Raw genomic sequence first — 22211 nt, 5'->3', positions numbered from 1 at the left:
CCACCGCAGGCGGCGAACCAGGGAAGAGGTGGCGGCGGCGGTCAGCCCCGCCGGGCGGTGCGGCCCTTGAGGCGGCGGCCCAGCTCGCGGGCGATCTCCCGGTCGGCGTCGCGCGCGGCCAGCGCCTGCCGCTTGTCGTACGACTTCCGGCCCTTGGCCAGGGCGAGTTCGACCTTCGCCCAGCCGCCCGCGAAGTACATCGACAGCGGCACCAGGGTCAGCCCGCCCTCGCGGGTCTTCTCCAGGATCCGGGCGATCTCCACCCGACGCAGCAGCAGCTTGCGGGTCCGTCGGGGCGCGTGGTTGGTCCAGCTGCCGAAGCCGTACTCGGCGATGTGCAGGCCGTGCAGCATGAGCTCGCCGTCGTGTTCCTGGGCGAACGCGTCGACCAGCGACGCCCGGCCCTCGCGCAGCGACTTGACCTCCGTGCCGGCCAGCACGATGCCCGCCTCGTAGGTTTTCAGGATCGTGTAGTCGTGCCGCGCCTTCTTGTTCGAGGCGATCAGCGTGCGCTCGGTCTGCCGGCCCGCGTTCACCCGGTGGAGGATATCCGCCCGGCGCCCCGGGTGACGGGCCTGGTCGCCGTGTTCAGAGCCGGCGGGCCTCCCCGGCCAGGCCGGCGAGCAGGCGGGCGACCGTGGGCGGGTGGTGCCGCCCGGCGGCGGTGGCCGCGTACACCCGGCGGGCCGGGGCGTCGTCGGCGTGCAGGCGCAGCAGGGCCAGGTCGGCCGGGGCGGCCCGGACCGCCAGCGCCGGCACCAGCGCGACCCCGAGACCGGCCGCCACGCAACCCAGCTTGCCGGTCCAGTCGGCGGCGACGATGTCCACCCGGGGCCGGAAGCCGGGCGGCATGGTGGCGCGCATCAACGGGTCCTCGCCGTTGGGCGACCCGGCGACGAACGGGTCGTCGGCCAGCTCCGCCAGGCGCACCGTGCGGCGCCGGGCCAGCCGGTGCTGCCGGGCGACCGCCACCAGCAGGCGCTCGTCGAGCAGGTGGTGCAGGTCGAAGCGCCCGGGGTCCAGCGGGCGGTCGGGCGGCGCGCTCACCACGGCGACGTCGGCGTCGCCGGCGAGCAGCCGCTCCAGCAGGTCCGGCGTCCGCCCCTCCACCACCGACAGGGCCACCCGCGGGTGCGCGTCCCGGAACCCGGCCAGCGCGCGCGGCACGAGGGCCGCCATCGCGGTCGGGAACGCGCCCACCCGCAGCCGGCCGCCGCCCAGCCCGCGCAGCGCGTCGAGGTCCCGGTGCGCGGTGGCCAGCCGCTCCAGCACCGCGTCGGCGTGCGGCAGCAGGCACCGCCCCGGCTCGGTCAGCGCGACGCCGCGCGGAAGGCGGTCGAACAGCACCACCCCGAGGTCGGCCTCCAGCGCGGCGACCTGCCGGGAGACCGCCGACTGCGTGTAGCGCAGCTCGCGGGCGGCGGCCGTGATCGAGCCGTGCCGGGCCACCGTCCGGAACACCTCCAGGGCCAGCGGTTGCATCCCGCGAGCGTACGCCGACCCATGCGCGTCTCGCATGGCGGCTATCGGAAAGATTCGTTGGTCGCATGGCGGCGCGCTGCCTACGGTTTCCGCATGACGAAGATCGCCGTACTCGGCACCGGGCGGATGGGGGCGTCGATCGCCCTGCGCCTGCTCGACGCCGGACACCAGGTGACGGTGTGGAACCGCACCGCCGCCCGCGCCACCCCGCTCGGGCAGGCCGGCGCGGACGTGGCCCGGACGCCGGCCGGGGCCGCCCGCGACGCCGAGGTCGCCATCACGATGCTCACCGACGCCGCCGCCGCCGAGGCGGTGCTGTTCGGGCCGGACGGGGCCGCCCCGGCCCTCCCACCGGGCGCCTGCCTCGTCGAGATGTCCACCATCGGCCCGGCCGCCGTCCACGCTCTGGCGGCGCGGCTGCCCGCCACCGTCGACCTCGTCGACGCCCCGGTGGGCGGGAGCGTGGCCGCCGCCCGCGCCGGCCGGCTGCGGGTGCTCGCCGGTGGCACCGACGCCGCCGTCGCCCGGGTCACCCCCGTCCTGGCGGCGCTCGGCGCCGTACGCCACTGCGGCGGCACCGGCAGCGGGGCCGCGCTGAAGCTCGTGCTCAACACCGCGCTGCTCGTGGCCCTCGGCGGGCTGGCCGACACCCTCGCGGTCGCCCGTGCCGTCGGCGTCGACCCGGCCGCCGCCCTCGACGCGCTGGCCGGCGGTCCGCTCGGCGGCGTGCTCGGGCGGGCCGCCGCCCGCGACGCCGACTTCCCGGTCGCCCTCGCCGGCAAGGACCTCGACCTGGCCCGCGCCGCGCTCGGCGCCACGGCCGCCCCGCTGGTCCGGGCGACCCGCACCGTGCTCGACGCCGCCCCCGACCCCACCACCGACATCGCCACCCTCGTCAGCCTGGAGCGCTCGTGAACCTCACCCTCGACAACCCGCCGGCCGTCGCCGCGCCGTTCGGCGACCGGTTCGCCCACGTGGCCCGCCTCGACCTGCCCGGCGGCGCCCTGCTGGTGCTCGCCGGCCAGGTCGCCGTCGACGACGCCGGTCGCCTGGTCGGGCCGGGCGACATCGTCGCGCAGTCCGAACGGATCTTCGAGATCGTCGGCGGCGTGCTGTCGGCCCACGGCGCGGGACTGGCGGACGTGCTGCACATCCGGACGTTCATGACCGACCTCGGCGACCTGCCCGGGTACGCCTCGGTCCGGCGCCGGCTCTTCACCGCCACGCCCCCGCCCGCCAGCACGACGGTGGAGGTGAACCGCCTCTTCCTGCCGGGCGCGCTGATCGAGGTGGAGATAACGGCCGCCGTCACCGGTCCGGGCGCCGCGGCCTGATCCATGCCGGCCCGGTCACATCCGGCGGTGGCCGGGCCGGCGGGCGTGGTCGCGGGCACCCCGGGTCGACCGTAGGGGCGGGACGTCGCCGGACCGGCCGGGCGGCGGCGCGGCCGCCCCGCGACACGCCGTTAGCACGCTCGTTCGACACGCCGACCACATGGAGACATCGCGCGATCGCAGCCAGTAGTCTCGGGCGGTCCTCGCCGGTCGGACGCGTCACGGCCACCCCGCCCGGCGGGGGCATCCGGTCAGCCCCGCCGCCCGAGGAGCGTCCGTGGAGTCGATGACCCGCCAGCGCCAGCCGTCCGGGGAGGACGACCACCCCGACGACGCCTCCGCCACCGCGCTGCTGCCGGAGCTGGAGGACGCGGACTGGATGCACCACGCGCGGGAGTTCGCCCACACCAGCTTCTGGGCGGTCGCCCGCCGACTGCCCCGGCTGGTCCGGGAGGCGGTCGCGCTGGCCTGGGCCACCAGCCGCCGGGACACCGTCGCCTCGATCGGCCTGAACGTCGCCGCCGGGGTGATGACCACCTTCGGGCTGCTCGCCACGACCAGCGTCCTGCGCGAGCTGTTCACCGCCGGGCCCACCCCGGACCGCGTCCGCGCCGCGCTGCCGGCGCTGACCCTGGCGGCGGCGGCCGTGGCGGCCCGGGGTGGGCTGACGATCGCGGCCGGCTGGGCGCAGGCCCGGCTGACCCCCCAGATCAACTACGAGGTCGAGCTGCGGCTCTTCGAGGCCACCACGGCGGTCGACCTGGCCGCGTTCGACGACGCCGGGTTCGCCGAGGAGATGGACCGGGCCCGGGACCGGGGCATGGGCGAGGCGGCCTACATCGTCGACCACACCGTCAACCTGGTCACCGGGGTGGTGGGGATGCTCGCCACCGCGGTGGCGGTGACGGTGATCCAGCCGGTGCTGCTGCCCTGCCTGCTGCTCGCGGCGGTGCCGCAGGCGGCCACCGCCGTCCGGATCGCCCGCCGGCAGTATCTGGCCATGCTGGCCAGGATCACCCGGCAGCGGCGGATGCGGATGCTGGCCCAACTGATGGCCAACCGGCACACGGCCGCCGAGGTCCGGTCCTACCAGATGCGCGACTTCCTGCTCGCCGAGTATCGCGCCATGATGACCGTCGAGACCCGCGCCCACCTGCGGCTCGTCCGCGCGCAGACCACCACCCGGGTGGCCGGCGCGACCGCCGCCGGCCTCGCCGCCTTCGGCGTCTACGCGGTCCTCGCCGCGCTGCTGCTGAACGGCATGGTCGCGCTCGCCGCCGCCGCGACCGCCCTGTTCGCCCTCCAGTCCGCCCGCACGAGCCTCAACGTCGCGGTCCTCGCCACGAACTCGCTCTACGAGGACGCCCTCTACTACCAGGACTACCGCGACGTCCTCGACCGGGCCGGGGCGCGGGTCCCGGCCGGCGGCGGGCGGGCGGTGGACGGGTTCGACGCGATCGAGCTGGACCGCGTCAGCCTGCGCTACCCGGACACCGAGCGGCCGGCCGTCGACGAGGTCAGCCTCACCGTGCGGCGCGGCCAGGTGGTCGCCCTGGTCGGGGAGAACGGCTCCGGCAAGACGACCCTGGCCAAGCTCATCGCCGGGCTCTACCGGCCGACCGGCGGCGCGGTCCGCTGGGACGGGGTCGACGCCCGCGAGCTGGATCCGCGGGCCACGGGCGGACACGTGGCGGTGATGACGCAGGACTGGTGGAGGTTCCCGTTCACCGCCCGGCAGAACATCCGCATCGGGCGGCACGACCGGGCGCCCGAGCGGCCGGGGCCCAGCGTGCACGACGCCGCGCGGGCGGCGGCCGCGCACGACATGATCGCGGGCCTGCCCTTCGGGTACGACACCCTGCTCGACCGCGAGTTCAAGGACGGCCAGGACCTCTCCGGCGGGCAGTGGCAGCGGCTCGTCGCCGCCCGGGGCCTCTACCGGCACGCCGCCCTGTTGATCTGCGACGAGCCGTCGGCCGCCCTGGACGCGCGGGCCGAACACGCGCTCTTCCAGCACCTGCGTCGCCGTCCCGACCGGGCCGTCGTGCTGATCACCCACCGGCTGGCCAACGTCCGGCACGCCGACCAGATCTTCGTGATGGAGCAGGGCCGGCTCGTTCAGCAGGGCACCCACGACGAGTTGATGTCGGCCGACGGCCTCTACCGGGAGCTGTTCGACCTGCAGGCCAGCGGCTACCTCGCCCGTTCCCCCGCGGCCGACGACGGCCTGCCCCGCTGACCGACCGCCCCGCGCTGACCGACCGCCCCGCGGGTGGCCGGGCGGTCCGCTGGCCGGCGGCCCGACGTCGGCGGCGAGGCGCGCCGGAGACCGACCGGCGGCCCGGGTGGCTCCGGTGTTGACTTCCAGCGCACTCGAATTCCTAACGTGGCCCGGACGCCCGGCGGACCCACGCCGGGCGCGGCGACACGAGGAGCACGAGCATGCGTTACCGCGTCCTGGGCGGCACCGGCATCGAGGTGAGCGTCCACGCCCTCGGCACGATGATGTTCGGCGCGGCCGGCAACCCCGACCACGACGACTGCGTCCGGATCATCCACGCCGCCCTCGACCGCGGCGTCAACCTGGTCGACACCGCCGACATGTACTCGGCCGGCGAGAGCGAACGCATCGTCGGCCGGGCGCTGCGGGGCCGCCGGGACGACGTCGTGCTCGCCACCAAGGTGCACTTCCCGATGGGGGAGGGGCGCAACCGGGGCGGCAACTCCCGACGCTGGATCCTGCGGGCCGTCGAGGACAGCCTCCGCCGGCTCGACACCGACTGGATCGACCTCTACCAGGTGCACCGCCCCGACCACACCACCGACATCGAGGAGACCCTCGGCGTCCTGAGCGACCTCGTCCGGGCCGGCACGATCCGGGCGTTCGGCTGCTCCACCTTCCCGGCCGAGGAGATCGTCGAGGCGCAGCACGTCGCCGAGCGGCGCGGCCTCGGCCGGTTCCGCACCGAGCAGCCGCCGTACTCGATCCTGGCCCGGGGCATCGAGGCCGACGTGCTGCCGGTCTGCCAGCGGTACGGCATGGGGGTGCTCGTCTGGAGCCCGCTCGCCTCGGGCTTCCTGTCCGGCCGCTACCGCCACGGCCGTCCCGTCGACCTGGCCGCCGGGCGGCCCGCGCTCACCCCGGCCCGGTTCGACCCGTCGATCCCCGGCAACGCCGCCAAGTACCAGGCGGTCGAGCGGCTGGTCGAGCTGGCCGGGGAGGTCGGCTGCTCGCTGCCGGAGCTGGCCGTGGCGTTCACCGTGGCCCACCCCGCGGTCACCTCGACGATCCTCGGGCCGCGGACGATGGAGCAGCTCGACGGCCTGCTGGCCGGCGCCGCGCTGACCCTCGACGACGCCGCGCTCGACCGGATCGACGAGATCGTCCCACCCGGCACCGACCTGTATGCCCCGGACGGCGTCTGGCGCCCGCCGGCGCTCACCGACCCGGCCCGCCGTCGCCGCCCGACCCCCGACCGGCCCGCCGCCTGACCGCCCAATCGCCTGGCGCGGATCATGCTCGGGGAGGCAGACTTCGGGGGTGGATCATCGGGCGATGGTGGGGCTGAGCAAGCGGATGTCCCTGGCGTTGCGGCACCAGCCCGCCCGGTTCGGCCTCGTGCCCGACGGGGCCGGCTGGGTGCCGGTCGACGACCTGCTCACCGCGCTGCGGGTCGACCGCGTCGACCTCGACGCCGTCGTCGCCGGCAACGACAAGCAGCGTTTCGCCGTCGAACGCGGCCCCGACGGTGTCGAGCGGATCCGGGCCAACCAGGGGCACTCCATCCCGGTCGACCTGGGGCTCACGCCGTGTCCGCCGCCGGCGCGGCTCTACCACGGCACCAGCAGCGTCGCCCTCGACTCCATCCGGGCGTCCGGCCTGCACCGGGGCGGCCGGCACCACGTCCACCTGTCACCGGACGTGGCGACCGCCCGGCAGGTGGGCGCCCGCCGGCGGGGAGCCGTGGTGATCCTGACGGTGGACGCGGCGGGGATGGCCCGCGACGGGCACGCCTTCTACCGCAGCGCCAACGGGGTCTGGCTCACCGACGCGGTCCCCGCCCGCTACCTCGCGGTCTGACCGGCCACGCCCCCGAGCCCGACCGGACCGGCGCCGGACGATACGGGCCGGGTCGGGCCGCGCGTCGTGCCGGCCCGGGTCAGGCAACGCGGTGCCGGCCGGGTAGGCCGCGCGGTGCCGGCCGGGTAGGCCGCGCGGCGCCGGTCCGGGTCAGGCTGCCCGCCGCGCGAGGAAGTCGGCGAGCACCCGGGTGTGGGTGGAGAAGGCCAGATCCGTCGGCTCGGTGAGCACCAGCCACTCGGTGGCCTCCTCGGTGGGTGCCGAGGGTGGCAGCGCCTCGGCCCGCTGCTCGGGCAGCTCCCCGAAGACCATCATCGTGCCGCCGGCCAGGGCGCTGTGCACCGCGAAGAGGCGGGCGTCGGCGGCGTCGGCGCGTAGGCCGGTCTCCTCCCACAGCTCCCGGACCAGGGCCTCCTGCCACTCCTCGCCGTACTCGATGAAGCCGCCCGGCAGCGCGAGCAGGCCGCGCGCCGGCTCGATGTCCCGGCGGACGACGACCACGCCGAGGCCCGCGTCCGTGCGGACCGGCAGCACCGCCACCGCGACGGGCAGCGGGTTGCGCCAGACGGTCTCACCGCAGGCCCCGCAGACCCGCGGCCACCCGGCCGCCGCCGGGTAGGCCACGCCGCAGAAGGAGCAGTGGGAGTACGCGGCGGCCGTCATGCCGAAGCACGTTACCCGCCCCGGAGCCGCCGGCAGCGGTCCCGCGGTCAGGGAGCGCCCGTGCGGAGGGCGTCGCGGGCGTCCATCAGGGCGAAGCCGAGCAGGTTCGCGCCCTGCCATGCCTGCGGATCCTCCGCGCGCGGATCGTCGGCGGCCAGCCCGATGCCCCAGACGCGGTCCACCGGGCTGGCCTCCACGAGCACCCGCTCGCCGGTGGCCAGCAGGAACGCCCGCAGGTCGTCGTGCTGACCGAACTTGGCGACGCTGCCCGCCACCACGATGTCGTAGCGCCGGGACGCCCAGGTCGCCTCGTCGAAACCGCGCACGCGGCGGCCGAGCGACTTGGCGCGGTGCGGGTGCCCGGCCGCCAGGACCTGGGCAGCGACGTCCGCGTCGCCGAACAGCACCGCCTTGTGCCACATCATCCAGTGCTCGGCGGTGGCATACGTCCGGCCGCCGTCGCGGAACGGCGCGGGCCACCACTGGCTCAGGCAGCCCGGCCCGACGCCGCCGTCGCGGCGCGGCCGGTGGCCCCAGAAGTGCAGGTAGCGGACCCTCTCGCCGGCCTGCGTGGCGGCGACGAGGGCGGCGACGGATCGCGGCGACATGCCGGAGAGTCTGCCCGACGGCTCCGACAGAACGCCGCACGTCTCTCCGGCGGCGTCCTCAGCGGTCGCCGCCGTCGTCGGGCGCGTCGCCGGGGCGCCCGCGTAGCCGCCGTTCGCGCATGCCTCGGGCGAGCTCGGTCGCGAGGGCCTGCAGGGGCGGCGTCCAGAACCGACGGAAGTGGTCGAGCCACTGGTCGACCTCCCGCAGGGGCCGGGGGTCGACGGCGTAGAGCCGTCGGGTCCCCTCCGCGCGCACGGTGGCGAAGCCGTTGTCCCGCAACACCTTGAGGTGCTGCGAGACGGCGGGCTGGGAGATCCCGAACTCGCGCCGGATCACGTCGCACAGCCCACCGGCGGTCATCTCACCGTCGGTGAGCAGTTCGAGGATGCGGCGCCGCACCGGGTCGCCGAGCACATCGAAGGCGTGCACCGGTCATTTATATCAACTTCAACTTAATTAGGCGAGACCTGATGTACGCGGGTCGGTGTCGGAGACACGACGCAGGTCGTACGCCCGTGCCGCCCTGACCGCGACAAACCGCGACACCCCGCGCCGGCGATCGTCGCCCCTGGCGTCGCCGGCCCCCGGCGACGATGTCGGACCCGTGGTCCATGATCCTCGTCGTGACGGCGACGCCGGGTCCATCCGGCGTCGGCGTGGTCACGGCGGCGCCGCGCGGCGGCGGACGGGAGGTTCGGACAGTGGCGGACGCGGAACAGGCCGCGTGGAGACGGCGCAGCACCGTGCGGGTGGTGCCGCCCGCACGGCCCCGCAAGCTGGCCAAGGTGCCCTTCGTGGAGCTGGCCGACGGGCGGTTGCAGGGCGTGGTGTCCAGCGGGTCGGACGTCGAGCGGGTCTACGTGTCCTCGATCGCGGCCGGCACCCACGCCTACCACTGCAGCACCAACAACAACCGCCCCTGCGGCGGGCTGCGCGGTGTCCTGTGCAAGCACCTGCACGCCCTCGTGGACGAGGCCGTCCTCCAGTACGGCGTCAACCGGGTCGCCCGCTACCTGCGGGTCGAGGCCGGCGACGGGGCGAGCACCGGCGGGGACCTGATCGCCGCCCTGGACGCGCGGCACGAGCCGACCCCCGCCGCGGTCGTGTTCAGCCGCTTCCTGCGCCACCTGTCCTATCTGGAACTTCCCGGCAGCACGGCGCCCCTGCCCGAGCTGCACTGGTTCCCGGCCACCGGGGCGGGCCGCTGATGCTCGGCACGCAGCTCGCCGTCCTGCGCGACGGCGCACCGACCGGTCTGACCGACGCCCTCGACCTCGTCGCCGGCCTCGACGACGCCCTGGTCCGCGGGTTCGCCCGGGTCAACGAGGAGGACGCGGCGGCGCTGGCCGCGCTGGCCGGAGCGCTCGCCCCCACGCCGCTCGGTGACCTGGTGGCCGAGGCGGTCGGCAAGGTGACCGCCGGTTCGGTGACCGAGGAGCATCTCGTCGCCCTCGCCGGTGCCCGGTGCGCGCTGCTCGGCGCGGCCCACGACGCGCTGCTCGGGCAGCTCGACACCGCCCTGGGCCGGGCGCGCGCCCCCTGGGCGCCGGGCCCGCCCGGGCCCGCGGCGGACGCGCCGCCGCCGCTCGCCGGCGTCCGCGCGTGGCTGCACGAGCTGGCGCTCGCGGGGTGGGGCGGCGTCGACCACGAACTCGTCGCCGCGGCCGCGACGCCGATCGAGGCCGCGCTCGCCGAGCCGGGCCTGCGTCGGCTGGCGGTGCTGCTCGACGGCCTGGCCGCCGAGCTGCGGGCCTGCGCGCCGGTCGCCACGATGGCGCATCCGCCGGTCCGGCGCTGGGCCGACCTGTGGGCGCGGGGCCTGCTGCTCGCCCAGGACGCGGCGGCCGTGACCGCCCCGCCGGCCGTCGAGGAGGTCTCCGGGCGGCTCCTGGTGCTCGGTGTCGACGTGCACGAGCACGACACCGCCGTGCAGGCCCAGGTGCACGGGATCCTCGAACCGGCCGACGGTGCGGCGCCCCGCCTGGTCCGCGCCACCGTCGGGGCGGTCAAGGTGGAGACGATCGTCGGGCCGGCGCTGTGGCGCCTGCTGGACGCCCACCCCGTGCTGTTGGCCGCGCTGGCCGAACGGCGGGGCCTGACGGTCAGCGGCCTTGCGCTGCGCGGCGCGGATCTGATCTGGCGTGACGACCGGGCGCGACTCGGCGAGGCAGCCGACCCGTTCGCCACCGCGCGGGTCCTGCTGCCGGCGGCGGTCGCGGCGGCGCCGGCGCCGCTGGACCGGCACCCGGTCGGGATCGCCGAGCCCGTCCTGCTCGAGGGCTACACCGTCCGCCACGACGACGGCGCGCTCACCGTCGAGCTCGACGGCCACCCGCTCGCCGTCGCGGTCGACCGGCTGCCCTCCTGCGGCCCGCTCACGCCCGACCTGATCGCGGCCTCGTCGGCGTGTCTCGGCCTGGTGCGGTGGGACGACGGCCGGTGGCTGCTCCAGCCGCTGGCGGTGCAGGCCACCGTCAAGCGCAAGCCGGTCGGCGCGCACACCGGCGACTGGGCGTGCGGAGTCACCGACCCGAAGGCCGCCAAGGCCGACGCCAAGGCGGGCGACGCCGTGGCGGTGCTGCGCGAGCGCGCGGGACGGTTGCTGCGCCGATGACCGACTCCCTCGCCCCCGCGGGCCATGCCGACGCCAACCGACGCCAGGTGCTCTACTGGCGCCTGCTCGCCCGGCTCTTCGACCCCGACGAGCAGCCCGCCCTGGAGTCGGCCAGCATGGCGGTCGTCGACGACCTCGGCCTGCCGGCCGCCCTGCTGGACCCGGCGGTGTCGGTGGACACCGTCGTCCAGCGCTTCCCGGCCCTCGCCGCCGAGCTGCGCGGCCTGCTCCGATCCGGGCAGGACGCGGGCGCGGGCCCACCGCCGGACGGCGGGCCCACCCCGCCCGGCCCCGCCGCCACGACGGACGCCGGGGCCGGCGCCGACACCGGATCGAGCGCCACGACGGGCACCGGGCCGGGCGTCGACCTCGGGTCCGGCGTCGACCCCGGTTCCGGCGTCGACCCCGGTTCCGGCGTCGACCCCGGTTCCGGCGTCGACCCCGGTTCCGGCGTCGACCTCGGGTCCGGCGTCGACCTCGGGCCCGGCGCCGACACCGGGTCGGGCGGTGCGGAATCGGGCGGCGACGGGCCGGCGGCCGGGCCGGGCGCCGCGGAGGTGCGCCGCGCCGCGCTGGTGTCGAAGCTGCTGCTCAACGTGTTCGCCACCGGCCACGGGGCGGTCGACGCCGGCCAACTGGCCCGGTGGCAGTCCGACGCGGGCTGGTTCGAGCAGGCGCTCGGCCTGGAGCCCGGGGAGCTGCGCCGGCAGGGCGGCACCGACGGCCTCGGCGGGGTGCTCGCCGGCCTGGAGGGCGACCTGGTCCGCCGGATGCACCTGCGGGAGGTGCTGGCCGACCCGGCGCTGGCCAGCCGGCTGACGCCGAGCATGTCGCTGATCGAGCAACTGCTGCGGGACAAGGCCAACCTCTCCGGCGTGGCCCTGGCCAACGCCAAGGCGCTCATCCGCCGCTTCGTCGACGAGGTCGCGGAGGTGCTGCGTACCCAGGTCGCGCAGACCAGCGTCGGCGTCGTCGACCGGTCCGTGCCGCCGAAGCGCGTGTACCGCAACCTCGACCTCGAACGCACCATCTGGCAGAACCTGACCAACTGGAGCCCGGAGGACGAGCGCCTCTACGTCGACCGGCTCTACTACCGGCAGACGGCCCGCCGGGTCACGCCGGCCCGGCTGATCGTGGTGGTGGACCAGTCGGGCTCCATGGTCGACTCGATGGTCAACTGCACCATCCTCGCGTCGATCTTCGCCGGGCTGCCCAAGGTGGACGTGCACCTGATCGCGTACGACACGCGGGCGCTGGACCTGACGCCGTGGGTGCACGACCCGTTCGAGGTGCTGCTGCGTACCAACCTGGGCGGCGGCAACGACGGCCCGGTCGCGATGGCGATGGCCCGCCCCAAGATCGTCGAGCCGAAGAACACGGTCATGGTGTGGATCTCGGACTTCTACGAGTTCGGCCGCTCCCAGCCGCTGTTCGACGGCATCGAGGCGGTGCACCGCTCCGGGGTGCGGTTCATCCCGGTCGGCTCGGTCAACAGCTCGGGCCAGCAGAGCGTCAACCCCTGGTTCCGGCAACGCTTCAAGGACCTGGGCACGCCGGTGATCTCCGGCCACATCCGCAAACTCGTCTTCGAGCTCAAGAGCTTCCTCACCTAGGAGAACGAACCCCTCATGTCCGAGATGCTGCGTGCCCCCGCCGAGGTCAAGTACGCCGAGGAACTCGACTACCTGGAGTCGGTCGACACCGACCCGAAGCCGTTCTCGTGGCGGCTGAGCCCGCGGATGGTGCGACTGTTCGTCCTCGGCTCGGAGCGGGCCGACGGGCTCGACCGGGAGATCCCGCAGAAGTGGTTCGGCGACCGTACGTTCGTCGAACGGAGCATCGTGACCCTGGCGTCGGACCGGGGCCTGCTGCTGATCGGCGACCCGGGCACCGGCAAGAGCTGGCTCGCCGAGCTGCTGGCCGCCGCAGTCTGCCGCAACTCGACGCTGGTGGTGCAGGGCACCGCCGGCACCACCGAGGACCACATCAAGTACTCGTGGAACGTGTCGATGGTGATCGCCAGGGGACAGTCCCGGGAGTCCATGATCCCGTCGCCGATCATGACGGCGATGGAGCAGGGCGTGGTCGGCCGGTTCGAGGAGTTGACCCGCTCCACCAGCGACGTGCAGGACGCGCTGATCTCGATCCTGTCGGAGAAGTACGTCTCCATCCCGGAGCTGGACCACGACAACATCGTCTTCGCCAAGCCCGGCTTCTCGATCATCGCCACCGCGAACAGCCGGGACCGGGGCGTGAACGACCTCTCGTCCGCGCTCAAGCGGCGGTTCAACTTCGTCCGGATCCCCGTGGTGACCAACAAGCGCAGCGAGGCGGAGATCGTCCGCTTCCGCACCGAGGAGCTGCTGCGCCGGCACCAGATCACGCTCGACGTGCCGCCCACCCTGCTGGACATCCTGTTGCAGAGCTTCGCCGACCTGCGTGCCGCCGCCTCCTCGGCGACCAGCGACGACGAGAAGCTGGAGTCGGCGCTGTCCACCGCCGAGCAGATCGGCGTCCTGGAGGACGCCATCCTGCACAGCCAGTTCTTCGGCGACCGCACCCTGCGCGCCGCGACGCTGGCCGGGTCGCTGGTCGGCTCCCTGGCCCGGCGCAGCCCGGAGGACCTCGCGATCCTCAACAAGTACCTGCACGGGGTGGTGGAACCGCGCGCCAAGCAGGACGGCGGCCCCTGGGAGGGCTTCCTCGACGGCGGCCGCCAGGCCATCGCCTCCCTGTCGTGACCGCGCCCACCGAGGCCGGGCCGTTCGGCGAGCTGCGCCAGCAGCTCGCCGCCGCCGCCACCGCCTTCGCCGACAGTCCGGGCGCCGTCGCCGACATCCTCGCCGGCATGGTCGACGACGTCGACCGCGCCCTCGGCGAGGAACTGGAGATCTTCCCGGTCTGCCACCACTCGCCGGCGTCCGCGCTGGCCATGGTCCGGCGGCTGCGCGTCAAGCAGCCGAAGGTGATCTACCTGGAGCTTTGCGAGGACCTCCAGCCGCTGCTGGGCGAGCTGCGCAACTGCCGCCTCCCGGTGGCGGTGCAGGCGTTCGCCTCGGAGCTGGAGGGCTTCCCGGCCGACTGGGGGCCGCTCAGCGTGGTCGCGCCGATCACCGAGGCCAGCGCCGAATACCAGGCCATCGCGTACGCGCTGGAGACGCCCGGGGTCGAGCTGGTCCTGGTGGACCGCTCCACCGACCACGTCTTCCAGTGGCTGCCCCGCCCTCCCGGCACGGCCGACGAGGCCCCGGTCGGCGGGGACGTCGAGCCGACCGCGCCGGCGGAGGAGGAGGCGGCCCTGCACGGGGACGCCGTCGGGGTCGAGATCGGGGACCTGCGGCCCCGCTTCGCGGAACTCGAGGCGTACCTGCTGCACCACGGCAAGGTGCGGCACTGGTCGGAGTGGTGGGACCAGTACGTCGAGCAGCCGCTCGCCGACGCCGACCACGACACCTACCGGCAGGTGATGGTGCTGATCGGCAGCCTGTTCCGGCGGCTGCGCCCGGCCGGGGCGGACCGGCGTGACCGCGACGAGGACCGGGAACGCTACATGTGGACCCGGATCCGGGAGCATCTGGCCAGTTCGGGTGCGGATCCGGCGGAGTGTCTCCACGTCTGCGGGGCGTTCCACGCCGCCAGCCGGGTCGAGCAGTTCGGGCTGCGCGCCGACGCCCCGTTCGAGATCACCCCGCGCACCGGCACCCGGTGGCACTACGGCCTGATCCCCTCCAGCCACTCCGCCATCGAGGCGCAGTTCGGGCTCGCGGCCGGTTCGGTGTCGATCGCCGCGGCGACCTGGACGAAGGCGGTCGCCCGGTCCGGGCTGTCGCCGTTCCAACTCGAGGGGCAGCGCGGCACCCGCACCCGCGCCGGGCGCCGCCGCGCCGCACCGGCCCCCGTGCCCGCGGCCCCGGTCGCCGACCGGCTCTCCGGCTACCTCGGGCGGCCACCGGCGGTGCAGGGCCTCGACGAGGCGGAGCTGCGGGGCTGGTGCGTCGACATCGTCCGGCTGGCCCGGCGCAACGGCTACCTGGCCAGCACCGCCGACGCCATCGCCGTCTTCGAGACCTCGATCCTCCTCGCCGGCCTGCGCAACCGGGCCCGCCCCACGCCGTACGACTTCGCCGACGCGGCGGTCACCTGCATCGAGAAGGACGTCGTCCCGGGCCGCCGGGACGTCCGCCGGCTCTGCGAGATCCTGTTCGGCGGCGACCGGATCGGCCAGGTGGGCTACGAGGCCCTTCCGCCGCTCGCCCGCGACGTCCACGACCGGCTCGCCCCGCTCGGGCTGGACCTGGAGAAGCGCCAGGTCCAGCGGGCGCTGCTGGACCTGCACGCCGACCCCAAGCTGGCGCCCTGCTCCGACCTGCTCTGGCGGCTGCGGCACCTGCTGCCCCCCGACGCGGTACGACCCATCATGGGCGAGCGCCGGTTGGGGCACCGCTCGATCCAGGAGAGCTGGGACCTGGCCCTCGGCCGCCACCAGCGGGCGCTGATCGAGCTGGGCTACGAGGGCGTCACCGTCGAGCAGGTGCTGGAGCAGCGGCTGCGGCGCGCAGTCCGGGGACCGGACGCCACGGCCTCGGTCGCGCTGGAGGCCGTCGAGGACGCCGTACGACTGCTCGACAGCCCGCGCCTGGTCGACGAGCTGGGCAACCGGGCGGTGGAGCTGCTCGCCGCCGAACGCACCGTCGACGACGCCCCCGAGGTGCTGCGCCGGATCCGGCGGCTGCTGGCCCACCATCGCGCCACCGGGCCACTGCCGGCCTGGTGCGAGGCGTTCGTGACCACCGGGTACGCCCACTACTGCACGCTGCTGCCCACGGCGTTCGTCGACGAGGGGAGCGGGGTCCGGCAGGTCGGCGCCATGCTCGGCTTCCTGTTCGGCATGGAGAGCCTGGCGCTCTCCCTGGGCTGCGACCGGTCCCAGCTCGAACTCGCCGTCGCGCAGTCCCACCCGGAGGCGCCGGCCAAGGTCGCGCTGCTCTGGGTCGCCCGGCACCAACTCGGCCTGCTGACTCTGGCCGAGCTGCGCCGGCGGTGCGCCGACCTGCTCGGCAACCCGCTGGTGGTGCCCGCCTTCCCGCAGTACCTCAGCGGCTTCGTGCAGGCCCTGGAGTCGGTGCCCGGGCTCGCCCCGTTCGTCGTGGAGGTGATGTCGTCCGCGTTCGCCCGGCTGCCCGACCCGGTTCTGCTGCCCTGGCTGCCCACGCTGATCACCACTCTGCGCGACCACGGCCCGGAACTGGTGCCGCTGCTGGTGCGGGAGGCGGGCCGTACCTTCCCCGCGTCGCTGCCCGCGCTGGACTCCTGGGTGCCGCCGTGGTCGGCGTCGGCGTCCCCGCCGGCGCCGGCGGTCCCCGCCGTCGCGTCCGGTCCGGTGGCCGCCCTGCTGTCCGGCCACCCGGAGGCCGTCGACGCCGTCGCCGCCCTGCTCGGCTGCGACGGCGGGTGGCGCGAGGAGGCCGCCGCACCCGCCACCCCGCCGGGCCTGACCGCCCTGCTGGCCACGCATCCGGCCACCGCCGACGCCGTGGCCGCGTTGCTCGCGGGCGAGCCGGGCTGACGGCGGGCCGGTGGGAGGTCCGAGCCGCACGACGGGCCGATGGCGCTCGTCGGCCCGCGGGCGCGGACCACCGCCGGCGAGCCGGATCTCGCGCGCGGGTTGTCGATCCGGGCTCGCCTCGTTCGTGTGGAGGGTGAGAGGCCGGCGGTGGCGCCGGCCGTCGACGCGAGGAGAGGCCATGAAGGAGTACCTGCTCAGCATCTACCAGCCCGGCGGCGAGGAACTGGTGGACCCGGACTTCCTGGCCGGGGTGATGCGCGAGCTGGGCGCGATCCGCGAGGAGCTGGAGGCGTCCGGGTGCTGGGTCTTCGGCCAGGGGCTGCACGCGCCGGACACGGCGACCGTGCTGCGGCCGTCCGACGGCGACGTGCTGATCACCGACGGGCCGTTCGTCGAGGGCAAGGAGTACCTCGGCGGCTTCACCATCATCCGGGCGCCCGACCTGGACGCCGCGCTGGCGTGGGGCCGCCGGTACGCGCTGGCCACCACCCTGCCGATCGAGGTGCGCCCCTTCCAGGGCGAGGACTGAGCGTGTCCGACGTGGAGGCGGCGTTCCGCACGGAGTACGGCCGTGCGGTCGCCGTCCTGGTCCGCCTCCTCGGCGACCTCGACCTCGCCGAGGAGGCGGTGCAGGAGGCGTTCACGGTGGCGGTGGCGCGGTGGCCCGAGACGGGGCCGCCGCCCAGCCCGGCCGGCTGGATCATCACGACCGCCCGGAACCGGGCGATCGACCGGCTGCGGCGGGAGGCGTCGCGGGCCGACCGACACGCCCAGGCCGTCCTGCTGCACACCCGCGACGTACCGGCCGGGGAGGGACCCGTGCGCGACGACCGGCTTCGCCTGATCTTCACCTGCTGCCACCCGGCGTTGGGTCAGGCCGCCCGGGTCGCGCTGACCCTGCGGCTGCTCGGCGGGATGGGCACCGCCGAGATCGCCCGGGCCTTCCTGGTTCCGGAGGCGACGATGGCCCAGCGGATCGTCCGGGCCAAGGCCAAGATCCGCGACGCCCGCATCCCGTACCGGGTGCCGGGGGACGCCGACCTGCCGGACCGGCTCTCCGCCGTGCTGGCCGTGCTCTACCTGATCTTCACCGAGGGGCACACCGCCAGCTCCGGGGACCGGCTGGTCCGCGACGACCTGTGCGCCGAGGCGATCCGGCTGGGCCGGCTGCTGGTGGAGTTGATGCCGGACGAGCCGGAGGCGCTGGGGCTGCTGGCGCTGATGCTGCTCACCGAGGCGCGCCGCCCCGCCCGCACCACCACCGACGGCGTGCTGGTCCCGCTGGGCGAGCAGGACCGCCGCCGGTGGGACGCCGGGCTCGTCGCGGAGGGGCAGGCCCTGGTCCGCCGCTGCCTGCGCCGCGACCGGCCCGGTCCGTACCAGATCCAGGCCGCGATCGCCGCCGTGCACAGCGACGCGCCCAGCGCCGCCGGCACCGACTGGGCCCAGATCCTCGCGCTGTACGACCAGCTCACCGCGTGTGCCCCCGGCCCGGTGGTGGCGCTGAACCGGGCCGTCGCGCTGGCCGAGGTGGCCGGGCCGGCGGTGGCGCTGGCCGCCGTCGACCGCCTCGACCTGGCCGGATACCACGTGTTCCACGCCGTCCGGGCCGACCTGTTGCGCCGACTGGGCCGGGCGGGGGAGGCGGCCGAGGCGTACCGGACGGCTGCGGAGCGGACGGACAACGCGGCCGAACGCGCCTTCCTGGCCGCGCGGGCGGTCTCGGCGCGATCAGGCGGATAGCGCCGCCCGACGGCGTTCGGCGGTCGTCACTTCGGCGGGGGAGCCACCAGGCATACCGCTGGCGACGAGGCGCCCCGGCTCGCCGGCGCGCTTCCGGCTCGCCGGCGCGCTTCCGCGCCGCCGGAGAGCGCTGCGGGGCCGCCGGAGAACGCTGCGGGGCCGCCGGCGGCCGACGGGCACCGCGGGCCGGTGGAGGCCTACCGGCACTGGCCGAGGCGGCCGGCCGGCGCCGGTGCCCGGCGTTTGCCCGCTCCCGGGGCCGGGAACGCGGGTCTTCCGGCAGCGCGGCGCCCCGGCGCGCCGCCCGACGAACGGATGCCGACGGCCCATGACGTACCGCCCGGCAGTCACCACCGCGGTGCCCGACCTGGCCGCCCTCACCCTCGGGGTCGAGGAGGAGTACCTGCTGCTCGATCCCCGGACGGGGGAGAGTCTTCCAGTCGCCGACCGGGTGCTCGCCGCACTGTCCGGGACGGCCCGGAACCAGAGCCGCCAGGAGTTCCGGCACAGCATGGTGGAGATGGTCACGCCGGTCACCGCCGACCTGACCGAGCTGCGCGCCCACCTGGTGGCGCTGCGCCGTTCGGCCGCCGACGCGGCCCGTGCCGCCGGGGCCCGGCTCGTCGCGGTCGGTGCCACCCCCGTGCACGAGCCGCACCGGACGGTGCCGGACAAACCTCGCTACCACGCCATGTCCCGCCGCTTCGGCCCGGTCGCGCACGATCCGGCGGTCTGCGGCTGCCACGTCCACGTCGGGCTGCCCGACCGCGAACTGGCCGTCCAGGTGTGCAACCACCTGCGCCCGTGGCTGCCGGTGGTGCAGGCGATCACCGCCAACTCGCCGCTGCACGACGGCCGCGACACCGGACACGCCAGCTGGCGCTCGATGCAACTGGAACGCTGGCCCAGCATCGGGCCGACCCCGCACTTCGACTCGGCCGCCGACTACGACGCGACGGTGGACGACCTGATCCGCGCCGGGATCATGCTCGACGCCGCGATGGTCTACTGGTACGCCCGCCCTTCCACCGCGTACCCCACCGTCGAGATCCGGGTGGGCGACGTCTGCCCTGGCGTGGACGACACGGTGCTCGTCGCCGGCCTGGTCCGGGCGCTCGTCGCGACACTGGCCGACGACGTCCGCGCCGGGGTTCCCGCCCCCCGGATCCGGGGCTGCCTGGTCTCCGCCGCGCACTGGCGGGCCGCCCACGACGGACTGGAGGGCGACCTGATCGACCTGCGCTCCGGCGGCGCCCGCCCCGCGTGGGACCTGGTCGACGAACTCGTCGCCACCGTCGCGCCCGCCCTGTCGCGCCACGGCGACCTCGACCACGTACGCGAACAGGTGGCCCGGGTGCGCCGGGACGGCACCGGCGCCGCCCGGCAGCGCCGGGTGATGGCCCGCACCGGCAACGACGTACGGGCCGTCCTGGACCACCTGGCCGCGGAGACCCTCGCCTGCTGACGCCGCCCGGACCCCGGGTGCCACCCCGCCACCCGTGGCGTTCCACCCGTGAGCGCACCGGCTGGGCTCAACCCCAGCCGGGGTTGGCCGCGGGGTGTGACGCTGCCGGGGTCGCCTCTACCGTGACCGGGTTGTGGGATCGGAGGGGTGCGGCCGAGGCGGGCCGGGGGGTGCCGGTCAGCGGATGTCGTGGGACTGGAGCCACAGCTCCAGCAGGCCGAGCTGCCACAGCTTGTTGCTGCCGGCGGCGGCCTGCGCCCGGTCCGGCACCGCGAGCAGCTCGTCGAGGTACTCGCGGCGGAACAGGCCGCGTTCCCGGGCGGCGGGGGCGGCGAGGGCCTCGGTGACGAGCTGCCGTACGGGGCCGTCGACGTTGCGCAGCGCCGGCACGGGGAAGTAGCCCTTCGGCCGGTCGACCACCTCGGCCGGCAGCACCTCCCGGGCGATCTCCTTCAGCACGCCCTTGCCGCCGCCGGCCACCTTGTGCTCGGGCGGGCAGGCCGCCGCGAGGGCGACCAGATCCTGGTCGAGAAAGGGCGTGCGCACCTCCAGCCCCCACGCCATGCTCATGCTGTCCACCCGCTTCACCGGGTCGTCGGGCAGCATCAGGTGGGTGTCCAGGCGCAGCACGGCGTCCAGCGCGGTGTCCGCCCCGCTCGCCGCCAGGTCGGCGGCGAGCAGTTCGCGGCTGGCGTCGCGGTCGCAGGCGTACGCGGGGCTGACGACCCGGCACAGTTCGGCGTGGTCCCGGTCGAAGAACGCGTCGGCGAAGGCGTCCGCCGCGCCGTCGCGGGGCACCCGGGCGAGGGGCTGGTGGTAGCCGTAGCCGGCGAAGACCTCGTCGGCGCCCTGCCCGGACTGGGCCACCTTGACGTGCCGCGCGACCTGTTCGGACAGCAGGTGGAAGGCGACCACGTCGTGGCTGCCCATCGGCTCGGTCATCGCGTGGACGGTCCGGCGTACCGCCGGGACCAGGTCGTCGTCGGCGAGCCGGATGCGGTGGTGGTCGGTGTCGAAGGCGCGGGCGACGAGGTCGGAGTAGTGGAACTCGTCGCCGACCTCGCCGCCGCGGCTGTCGAAGCCGATGCTGAACGTCTGGAGGTGGTGCTGCCCGGCCTCGGCCAGCAGCGCCACGATCATGCTGGAGTCCAGGCCGCCGGAGAGCAGCACGCCGACCGGAACGTCGGCGACGAGCCGCCGTCGGACCGCCGTGCGCAGCGCGCCGCCGATCGCGGCCCGCCAGTCTCGCGCGTCCATCCCGTCGTGGGCGGGGTCCCGGGCGTAGTCGGGCCGCCAGTAGACGTGCTCGCGGCTGCGCCCGTCGGCCTCCACGACCCGTACGGTGGCCGGCGGGAGCTTGCGCACGCCGCGCAGCACGGTGCGGGGCGCCGGCACGATCGAGTGCCAGGACAGGTAGTGGTGCAGCGCCACCGGGTCGATCGTGGTGTCCACGTCGCCGGCGCGCAGCAGCGCGGGCAGGGTGGAGGCGAACCGCAGCCGGCCGGGGGACTCGGCCAGGTACAGCGGCTTGATGCCGAGCCGGTCGCGGGCCAGCACCAGCCGACGCCGCTGCCGGTCCACGAGGACCACGGCGAACATGCCGACCAGGCGGTCGACGAAGCGTTCGCCCCACTGCGCGTACGCCGCCAGGATCACCTCGGTGTCGCTGGTGGAGTGGAAGGTGTGCCCGGCCGCCCGCAGTTCGTCGCGCAGTTGCGGGTAGTTGTAGACGCAGCCGTTGAAGACCAGCCCCAACCCGAGGTCCTCGCGCACCATCGGCTGGCCGCCCGCCGCGGAGAGGTCGATGATGGTGAGGCGGCGGTGCCCGAGGGTCACCCAGCCGTCGTTCCACAGGCCCTCGCCGTCGGGGCCCCGGGACCGCATCGCCTCGGTCATCCGGGTCACCGCGTCGGCGTCGGGGGGCGACCCGTCGAACCTCGCCTCGCCACTGATGCCGCACATCGTCAGCGGTCACCGGCTTTCGGGGGAACCGGACCCACCGTAACCACTCCCGTCGGCGTCGCAGGTGGCGGACCACCCGCTCGCAGGGGCCCGGTCCCGTCGCCAGGACGGGCGGCTGGGCTACCCGGCCCCGGGCGGGTCAAACCCCCGGGGAGTGGCCCAGGGCGGCCCGCGGGGCGGTGCCGGCGCCGTCGGCAGCCGGTCAGTCGCGCAGCGTACGCAGGATGCGGGCGAGCTGTGCCCGGTCGGCCGGCGCGAGGCCACCGAAGAGGTCCTCGGCGGCGGCCCGGCGGGCGGCGTGGATGGCCTTGCCGGCCCGCGTGCCCTCCTCGGTCGGGGCGACCAGGGTGGCGCGCCGGTCCGCGGGGTCGGGACGGCGTCGCACGAGGCCGCGCGCCTCCAGGTCGTCGACGACCTCGGTGGCCGAACGCGGGGCGATGCGCAGGTGCTCGGCGAGCGCGCCGGGCCGCAGCGCGCCGTGCCGGATGAGCACGCCGAGCGCCCGGGACTGGCCGGGCGTGACGTCCCACGGCGCGAGCGCCTCCCGGGTGCGGTGCCGCAGCCGCCGGGTCACCGCCCAGAACGCCTCGGCGAGGCCGTCCCCGGCGTCGTCGGTGTCTCCGGTCACGGGGAATACGGTAGCAGGAGGAGCTGTTGTTCCCTCATGTTGAGGTAACCTCAGCATCTCCGAC

Annotated in this window: 20 protein-coding genes; 13 read left to right on the top strand and 7 right to left on the bottom strand. The window is 75.5% G+C overall.

Annotated elements, in window-relative coordinates:
* Positions 1 to 41: 41 nt before the first annotated feature.
* Positions 42 to 536: an SsrA-binding protein SmpB gene (gene smpB, locus ACZ6O2_RS19830; protein ID WP_350707279.1), complete on the bottom strand. Its 495-nt coding sequence runs from the start codon at positions 534 to 536 to the stop codon at positions 42 to 44.
* 52 nt (positions 537 to 588) lie between these two features.
* A complete protein-coding gene (locus tag ACZ6O2_RS19825; RefSeq protein WP_466023842.1) occupies positions 589 to 1482 on the bottom strand; it encodes a LysR family transcriptional regulator in 894 nt (297 codons plus the stop codon).
* A 93-nt stretch (positions 1483 to 1575) separates the two neighbouring features.
* On the opposite strand from ACZ6O2_RS19825, the gene ACZ6O2_RS19820 reads away from it, so the two are divergent.
* From ACZ6O2_RS19820 to ACZ6O2_RS19800, 5 genes are all read left to right on the top strand, one after another.
* Positions 1576 to 2397, top strand: coding sequence for an NAD(P)-dependent oxidoreductase (locus tag ACZ6O2_RS19820; protein WP_466023841.1), 822 nt, complete (start codon positions 1576 to 1578; stop codon positions 2395 to 2397).
* Positions 2394 to 2816 carry a RidA family protein gene (locus tag ACZ6O2_RS19815; protein ID WP_350707285.1) on the top strand — a complete coding sequence of 141 codons (423 nt, stop codon included), beginning with the start codon at positions 2394 to 2396 and terminating at the stop codon, positions 2814 to 2816. Before ACZ6O2_RS19820 ends, ACZ6O2_RS19815 begins: the two co-directional genes overlap by 4 nt.
* Before the next feature lie 286 nt (positions 2817 to 3102).
* Entirely contained in the window at positions 3103 to 5055 is a 1953-nt protein-coding gene (locus tag ACZ6O2_RS19810; RefSeq protein ID WP_466023850.1) for an ABC transporter ATP-binding protein, read from the top strand.
* Between the two features lie 203 nt (positions 5056 to 5258).
* A complete protein-coding gene (locus tag ACZ6O2_RS19805) occupies positions 5259 to 6308 on the top strand; it encodes an aldo/keto reductase (RefSeq protein ID WP_466023840.1) in 1050 nt (349 codons plus the stop codon).
* Between the two features lie 49 nt (positions 6309 to 6357).
* On the top strand, positions 6358 to 6897 hold the full coding sequence (locus tag ACZ6O2_RS19800; RefSeq protein WP_466023839.1) for an RNA 2'-phosphotransferase: 540 nt from the start codon (positions 6358 to 6360) through the stop codon (positions 6895 to 6897).
* Between the two features lie 150 nt (positions 6898 to 7047).
* Here the strand turns inward: ACZ6O2_RS19800 and ACZ6O2_RS19795 are convergent, their stop codons facing one another.
* Genes ACZ6O2_RS19795 through ACZ6O2_RS19785 form a run of 3 tightly spaced genes read right to left on the bottom strand, consistent with a single transcriptional unit; the run spans position 7048 to position 8598 of the window.
* Positions 7048 to 7560 (bottom strand): NUDIX domain-containing protein, encoded by a 513-nt coding sequence (locus tag ACZ6O2_RS19795; protein WP_466023838.1) that lies wholly within the window; start codon positions 7558 to 7560, stop codon positions 7048 to 7050.
* Positions 7561 to 7607: 47 nt separating this feature from the next.
* Positions 7608 to 8168 carry an NADAR family protein gene (locus tag ACZ6O2_RS19790; RefSeq protein ID WP_466023837.1) on the bottom strand — a complete coding sequence of 187 codons (561 nt, stop codon included), beginning with the start codon at positions 8166 to 8168 and terminating at the stop codon, positions 7608 to 7610.
* Positions 8169 to 8226: 58 nt separating this feature from the next.
* Complete coding sequence (locus ACZ6O2_RS19785) at positions 8227 to 8598, bottom strand: ArsR/SmtB family transcription factor (RefSeq protein WP_466023836.1); 372 nt, start codon at positions 8596 to 8598, stop codon at positions 8227 to 8229.
* A 272-nt stretch (positions 8599 to 8870) separates the two neighbouring features.
* Between ACZ6O2_RS19785 and ACZ6O2_RS19780 the strand changes: the two genes are divergently transcribed.
* The 8 genes from ACZ6O2_RS19780 (at position 8871) to ACZ6O2_RS19745 (ending at position 19557) form a co-directional block, all read left to right on the top strand.
* Complete coding sequence (locus tag ACZ6O2_RS19780; protein WP_466023835.1) at positions 8871 to 9377, top strand: hypothetical protein; 507 nt, start codon at positions 8871 to 8873, stop codon at positions 9375 to 9377.
* The gene (locus ACZ6O2_RS19775; protein ID WP_466023834.1) at positions 9377 to 10783 is read left to right on the top strand and encodes a hypothetical protein; all 1407 of its coding nucleotides are present in this window, start codon (positions 9377 to 9379) and stop codon (positions 10781 to 10783) included. The genes ACZ6O2_RS19780 and ACZ6O2_RS19775 overlap by 1 nt, the downstream gene beginning before the upstream one ends.
* Positions 10780 to 12396 (top strand): VWA domain-containing protein, encoded by a 1617-nt coding sequence (locus ACZ6O2_RS19770; protein WP_466023833.1) that lies wholly within the window; start codon positions 10780 to 10782, stop codon positions 12394 to 12396. Before ACZ6O2_RS19775 ends, ACZ6O2_RS19770 begins: the two co-directional genes overlap by 4 nt.
* A 15-nt stretch (positions 12397 to 12411) precedes the next feature.
* A complete protein-coding gene (locus ACZ6O2_RS19765; protein ID WP_350707300.1) occupies positions 12412 to 13524 on the top strand; it encodes an ATP-binding protein in 1113 nt (370 codons plus the stop codon).
* Entirely contained in the window at positions 13521 to 16349 is a 2829-nt protein-coding gene (locus ACZ6O2_RS19760; RefSeq protein ID WP_466023832.1) for a DUF5682 family protein, read from the top strand. The genes ACZ6O2_RS19765 and ACZ6O2_RS19760 overlap by 4 nt, the downstream gene beginning before the upstream one ends.
* A gap of 178 nt (positions 16350 to 16527) precedes the next feature.
* A complete protein-coding gene (locus ACZ6O2_RS19755) occupies positions 16528 to 16878 on the top strand; it encodes a YciI family protein (RefSeq protein ID WP_350707303.1) in 351 nt (116 codons plus the stop codon).
* Positions 16879 to 16880: 2 nt separating this feature from the next.
* On the top strand, positions 16881 to 18092 hold the full coding sequence (locus ACZ6O2_RS19750; protein WP_350707305.1) for an RNA polymerase sigma factor: 1212 nt from the start codon (positions 16881 to 16883) through the stop codon (positions 18090 to 18092).
* 328 nt (positions 18093 to 18420) lie between these two features.
* On the top strand, positions 18421 to 19557 hold the full coding sequence (locus ACZ6O2_RS19745) for a carboxylate-amine ligase (protein ID WP_466023831.1): 1137 nt from the start codon (positions 18421 to 18423) through the stop codon (positions 19555 to 19557).
* A 177-nt stretch (positions 19558 to 19734) separates the two neighbouring features.
* Here ACZ6O2_RS19745 and ACZ6O2_RS19740 read toward each other — a convergent pair whose 3' ends face one another.
* Positions 19735 to 21519, bottom strand: a complete 1785-nt coding sequence (locus ACZ6O2_RS19740) for an N-acetylglutaminylglutamine amidotransferase (protein WP_466023830.1) — start codon at positions 21517 to 21519, stop codon at positions 19735 to 19737.
* A 202-nt stretch (positions 21520 to 21721) separates the two neighbouring features.
* A complete protein-coding gene (locus tag ACZ6O2_RS19735; RefSeq protein ID WP_466023829.1) occupies positions 21722 to 22147 on the bottom strand; it encodes a MarR family winged helix-turn-helix transcriptional regulator in 426 nt (141 codons plus the stop codon).
* Positions 22148 to 22211 lie beyond the last annotated feature (64 nt).

The organism is Micromonospora sp. NPDC048040 (genome assembly GCF_055587185.1).
Note: the sequence above shows the minus strand (reverse complement) of the source record. Positions and strands in the feature narration are given on the sequence as shown.